This is a genomic window from Nocardia sp. NPDC004722, assembly GCF_053601505.1.
This window is the reverse complement of record NZ_JBSGBY010000611.1, coordinates 1-4,920: the sequence shown is the minus strand read 5'-3', so window position 1 is coordinate 4,920 and position 4,920 is coordinate 1. Positions and strand designations below refer to the sequence as shown.

Sequence of the window (4,920 nt, the reverse complement as noted above, 5' to 3'; positions counted from 1 at the left end):
TTCATCGCCGGAAACCTGCTGTCCGCCCTCGCCCCGGTCTTCGGCGTCATGCTGCTGGGCCGGGTGGTGCCGTCCTATTACTTCCTGGACGGGCCGAGTATCAACTCGGCGACCATGATCGGCACCGAACAGCCCATTCAGCACGGCCAGGACGCCACGGCTTCCTGGACTCCCACCACCAGCGGCGCCCACACCCTGTGGTGGCGCGGCATCCAGACCGGCGGTGGTGGCTTCATCGGTCCGCAGACGGTCACCGTCGTCGACCAGGCCCCGGCCGGGCAGAGCTGCACGCCGAACACGGGGGGCGGCACCGGCAGCGCGGATTCCCTGCCGGTCATCGGCCCGCTGTTGCGCAGCCTGGGGCTCTGACCCGATTCCGCTGCGCCGCAACAGCATGCGGGAGGTCAGGCGAGGTCGCCTGGCCTCCCGCATGTCATCTCCGAAAAGGGCTCAGCCCTTGATGAAGTCGAGGATGTCCGCGTTCACCTGGGCGTAGTGGCTCTGATACAGGCCGTGTCCGGCGTCGAAATACTCCTTCAGCACGGCGTTGGGAGCGATGTCGACGGTGCGGCGGCTGGACAGGTCGATCGGGATCGACTGGTCCTGCACGCCGTGCAGCAGCAGGATCGGCACCGCCAGCTCGGCGAGTTCGGCTCGAGAGTCGGTGTAGGCAGTTTCGCGCTGCACCTCGATGGTGGCGACGATCGAGGTCGTCAAAAGGCGCCGAATCTCGTTCTCGATGGTGGCCGGTGTGACCCGAGTGCCCATGTGGGTGGCGTAGTAGCCCTGCGAGAGGTCGGTGAACCACCGTGCGCGATCGGTTTTCAGATCGGTGAGGGTGGCCTCGATCAGCTCGTCCGGAACGCCGATCGGGTTGTCCTCGGTCTGGCGCAGGAACGGAAGGGTGGCCCCCAGCAATGCGATGCGCGTGACCCGGTCCGCGCCGTGGCGGGACAGATAGCGCACCACCTCGGCGCTGCCGCCGGAATGCGCGACCACGATCGCGTCCCGCAGGTTCAAGTGCTCGAAGAGCCCTCCGAGATCGTCGGCGCGGGTGTCGGTGTCGTAGCCGCTTGATGGGCGGTCCGAACGACCGTGGCCGCGGCGGTCGAGCAGCACGCACCGGTAGCCGTGGTCGAGGAAGAACGGAACCTGACGCTCCCACTGATCACAGGGCAGTGCCCAGCCGGAGACGAACACGATGGGCGTGCCGGTGCCGTAGTCCTCGTAGGCGAGAGTGGTGCCGTCGGTGGGGGTTTGGAATGTCGGCATGTCTACTCCTGCGCTGTTCGGCCTCGCGTGACCGGGTTGGCCACGGCGGGGCACTATCCGCCAGGCCGCTGGCAAGAAGCTGGCAGGACTATTCCAGCGTCCGGCCGTCAGGAGTTGGGGTTGATCCTGGCGCGGGCGTCGGCCCAGGAGAGCGGGAGGTCGGCGGGCGTCGCGGTGGAGTCGGCGAAGTGCGGGTTGCCGAGGCGACCGGCCATGTCCTTCAACATCTCCGCGTGCGTGCCGCTGTGCACGAACACCTCCATGGCCTCCGCGGACGACCAGGCCGAGAGGGTCCAGAAGGTCTTGGTGAACGGTTTGGCGTCCATCGTGTATCCGGCGCAGCCCGGGGCTGACTTCAACTGGGTGCGGATCCTGATGGTCCAGCGCAGGAATCGAGGGATATCCCGGAAGCGATTCAGCGGCAGGTTGGTGGTCAGCACGTGCAGTTGAACTCCGGCTGCGGGTTTGTAGACTCCGGCGGACCAGGGCAGGGCGGGCATTGACGGCCCCTTCCGAATCGGCGGTCAGGACGGCCGCGGGGTGAGCTCCAGATACACGGTCTCCTCCGGCACACCGCCGAAGAACAATCGGTCGTACAGACGGGGTACCAGCCGGTAGATCGAATTGCGGGCCTGCTCCGCGTGCGGCCATTCGGACTCGTCCAGAATGCGTGCCGTGGCGCGCACAGCCGGACCGAGCGGTCTCCCCCGGATATTGCAGGGCGCGATCAACGCGTCGGGATTGTTGCGAATCCGCTTGACCTTCCCCGACTTCCGCTCGGTGAAGATGTAGGCGTTCCCCGCGCCGTCGAGGCCGAACCAGACCGGCGACGGCATCGGCTCGCCACTGCGCCGGAACGTCACCAGCACCGCATGCCGATGGCCGCGCAATGCTGCGAAATCCCCTGCCGTAGCGGTCGATTCATCGATCGAGAACGCTTCGCGATCACGCAGTCGGTCGTAGACCAGGTTCATCGAGGTGCCGAACTTCGCCAGGACGTTCGCGAGAACCATCCTGCTGAATTTACCACTCGGCCACGCGAACCGGTCGAGCTCGGCGGAATCACACCACGGTGCTACGGCCTCTCATACCGCGGTATTACCTCGATCGAGAATCCGGTCGATAGCTTCGAATCGTTCTCCCCCGCACCGATTTCCGGGTGACGGTGGCCTTGCCGACTCAGTGCTCAGGAAGATTTCATGACGACATCCGCTGTGGTTCCCGAGCCGTCCCCGCCGTCTTCGAGACGCGGCGACGGTGATTACGCGCGATTGCTGCGCCGGATCTCCGAGGCGGGACTGATGCAGCGGCGGCCACGCTATTACGCGATCCGGCTGGGCGCGGTCGGATTCGCGTTCGCGGGCGGCTGGGCGGCCCTCGTACTCGTCGGCGATTCGTGGTGGACGCTCGCGGTCGCCGCGTTCATGGCCGTGACCTTCGCCCAGGTCGCGCTCGTCATGCACGATGTGGCGCATCGCCAGGTCTTTCGGACCCGGCGCGCGACGGAGATCCTCGGCCGGGTGGCCGGCAACGTGGGCATCGGTTTGGCGTACGGCTGGTGGCAGGACAAGCACACCCGCCATCACGCCAACCCCAACCACGAGGAACTCGATCCCGATGTCGCGCCCGACATCCTGGTCTGGTCGCAGCGGCAGGCCCGGGGCAGCCGCGGCGCGGCGCGAATCATCGGGCGCGCGCAGGCTTTCCTGTTCTTTCCGCTGCTGCTGTTGGAGGGCCTCAACCTGCATATCGCCGGATTCCGGGCGCTCGGCCGCCGCTCCCTCAAGCACCGCGGACTCGAGGGCGCGCTGCTCGTCGTTCACGTGATCGCCTATGCGACAGCGCTGCTGGTGGTCCTGCCCCCGGACAAGGCCCTCGCGTTCGCTGCGGTCCATCAAGCCCTGTTCGGTCTGTACATGGGCTGCATCTTCGCCCCGAACCACAAGGGCATGCCGACCCTGACCGGCGACGACCGCCCCGACTACCTCCGCCGCCAGGTACTGACCTCCCGCAATGTGCGCGGCGGCGCCTGCACCGACCTGGCGCTCGGCGGACTCAACTACCAGATCGAGCACCACCTGTTCCCGAGCATGCCGACCCCGAACCTGCGCCGAGCCCAAGTGATCGTGCGTGCCTACTGCGCCGAAATCGGTGTCCCCTACCACGAGACAGGGCTCCTCACCTCCTACCGAGAAGCATTGCGCCACCTGCATCATGTCGGCGAACCCCTGCGCGGCGCGGCCTGACCCGTCGGCTCGTGGCGAAGGCGCGGGGGCGGGAGGACACTGAGGCAGAGGGGGCGAGTTTCTTCTCCAGGAGTGATGCGATGGCAGCCGACAACCCGTTCGGGATCGATCCGGAGGAATTCGAGCGCGCATTGCGGGACGCGGGAATCGAATTCCGTGATCTGCTCGGCAAGGCGGGTGAGTATCTCGACCGCGCGAGCGTGGGCACGCTGGCGTCGCTGCTCGGCCAATTCGCCCAACCCGAGCGCACCCGCCCGCCGAAATCCGAGGGCGCGACCGCCGGTGAGACCGGCAGCGGCGTCTGGGTCATCTACAGCACCGACGCCGCCGGCGCGGCCTGGGTCGAGCAGGTCTTCCCCACCGAACTCGAGGCGCTACGCGCCCACAGCGACAACACCGACGAACGCCGCCGCGTCCGCTTCCTGCCCTACGGCGTCCCCGTCACCGCCCTCGATCTGGGCTGAAACCGTTTATCGCGGAACGGCTATCGCCGTGGCGTCGTTCGGAGACGAACCTCGAGGGCGTCGAGGACCTCGACGTAGGCGGCGGGTACGTCGATGCACATCATCGAGCCGTCGCCGGTTCCCTCGAAGCTGAAGGTGAAGAACGAACAGCACTCGGTTTCGCGGGCTGCCAGCTCCCGTCCCCGGGATTCGGCTCCGGTGTCGATGATCAGCTCCAGCCGGGTGCGGTCCGGTCGTTCGACTCCCCGCACCGCCTCCGCGAAGAACCGATCGAACTCCGCCACCCGCAGCGGTTGGTCGGCGGTCGGCAATGTGCAGGCGTCCGGAACCCACTCGACAGGTCCCTCGGTGATTTCCATTAGCCCACGGTAGGCCGGTTCCACGTCGCGTTGGGCTCGCTCCACCTCGTCCCGCCAGTCCGACTCCCCGAACCAGCGGTCCGTTCCGGGACCAGCGATCTCCGCGTGCTGGAAGTCGCGGACCGGGTCACCATGACGCCACTGCGCGGTCGACGAGCTCGGCATCGACGTCTGGATAGTGAGTTGTGCTGGGAACGAATGGTTTCTGGACTTCGACCTTCAAGGCAGCCGTCGCGACCAGCAGGGTTTGTTGCCAGGTCCCGCAATCGTCGATACGGGCACCGAGTTCGCTGCCGCAGTGGGCGCACACGAATTCCCACACCATGCCACCATCGGCCAATGGCTCCGGTCGCGCAACCGACTTCGCGATGAGGATCTAGTGTGAGGGCGAGCAGCCGTGTTCGGCCCGAACACCTTGGAGGACTCACGAATCTCGCAGCGCGTTCGATGCCCGCCTCGGGCGGTGGCCGGTGAGCGGCGGCGGATTCGCGCTCGCGCTCACCGTCTTCCTGGCCTGCGCTGTGGAGGCGGTCGAGGCGTTGTCCATTGTGCTGGCTGCGGGAACCACGCGGGGGTGGC

At 67.0% G+C, this 4,920-nt stretch carries 7 protein-coding genes; 3 read left to right on the top strand and 4 right to left on the bottom strand.

Annotated features, from left to right (window positions below):
• A partial coding sequence (locus tag ACWELQ_RS37990) for a hypothetical protein (protein ID WP_452401851.1) occupies positions 1–369 on the top strand: 369 nt, incomplete at its 5' end.
• 81 nt (positions 370–450) lie between these two features.
• Here the strand turns inward: ACWELQ_RS37990 and ACWELQ_RS37985 are convergent.
• The 3 genes from ACWELQ_RS37985 to ACWELQ_RS37975 all read right to left on the bottom strand — a co-directional run bounded on the left by ACWELQ_RS37985 (position 451) and on the right by ACWELQ_RS37975 (position 2,285).
• Positions 451–1,272, bottom strand: coding sequence for an alpha/beta fold hydrolase (locus tag ACWELQ_RS37985; protein ID WP_452401850.1), 822 nt, complete (start codon positions 1,270–1,272; stop codon positions 451–453).
• A gap of 107 nt (positions 1,273–1,379) precedes the next feature.
• Complete coding sequence (locus tag ACWELQ_RS37980; protein WP_452401849.1) at positions 1,380–1,772, bottom strand: hypothetical protein; 393 nt, start codon at positions 1,770–1,772, stop codon at positions 1,380–1,382.
• A 24-nt stretch (positions 1,773–1,796) separates the two neighbouring features.
• On the bottom strand, positions 1,797–2,285 hold the full coding sequence (locus ACWELQ_RS37975; protein WP_452401848.1) for a PPOX class F420-dependent oxidoreductase: 489 nt from the start codon (positions 2,283–2,285) through the stop codon (positions 1,797–1,799).
• Between the two features lie 186 nt (positions 2,286–2,471).
• Here ACWELQ_RS37975 and ACWELQ_RS37970 point away from each other — a divergent pair, with 186 nt between their 5' ends.
• Together ACWELQ_RS37970 and ACWELQ_RS37965 are read left to right on the top strand one after the other, a co-directional pair.
• A complete protein-coding gene (locus ACWELQ_RS37970; RefSeq protein ID WP_452401847.1) occupies positions 2,472–3,518 on the top strand; it encodes a fatty acid desaturase family protein in 1,047 nt (348 codons plus the stop codon).
• Between the two features lie 80 nt (positions 3,519–3,598).
• Positions 3,599–3,982 (top strand): hypothetical protein, encoded by a 384-nt coding sequence (locus ACWELQ_RS37965; RefSeq protein ID WP_452401846.1) that lies wholly within the window; start codon positions 3,599–3,601, stop codon positions 3,980–3,982.
• A 20-nt stretch (positions 3,983–4,002) separates the two neighbouring features.
• On the opposite strand, the gene ACWELQ_RS37960 is transcribed toward ACWELQ_RS37965, so the two are convergent.
• Entirely contained in the window at positions 4,003–4,506 is a 504-nt protein-coding gene (locus ACWELQ_RS37960) for a hypothetical protein (protein ID WP_452401845.1), read from the bottom strand.
• Between the last annotated feature and the right edge of the window lie 414 nt (positions 4,507–4,920).

Bases quoted from the DNA above. Each gene is read 5' to 3' on its own strand.
- ACWELQ_RS37970 (WP_452401847.1), top strand. From the start codon at position 2,472: ATGACGACATCCGCTGTGGTTCCCGAGCCGTCCCCGCCGTCTTCGAGA.
- ACWELQ_RS37975 (WP_452401848.1), bottom strand. From the start codon at position 2,285: ATGGTTCTCGCGAACGTCCTGGCGAAGTTCGGCACCTCGATGAACCTG.
- ACWELQ_RS37985 (WP_452401850.1), bottom strand. From the start codon at position 1,272: ATGCCGACATTCCAAACCCCCACCGACGGCACCACTCTCGCCTACGAG.
- ACWELQ_RS37965 (WP_452401846.1), top strand. From the start codon at position 3,599: ATGGCAGCCGACAACCCGTTCGGGATCGATCCGGAGGAATTCGAGCGC.
- ACWELQ_RS37960 (WP_452401845.1), bottom strand. From the start codon at position 4,506: ATGCCGAGCTCGTCGACCGCGCAGTGGCGTCATGGTGACCCGGTCCGC.
- ACWELQ_RS37980 (WP_452401849.1), bottom strand. From the start codon at position 1,772: ATGCCCGCCCTGCCCTGGTCCGCCGGAGTCTACAAACCCGCAGCCGGA.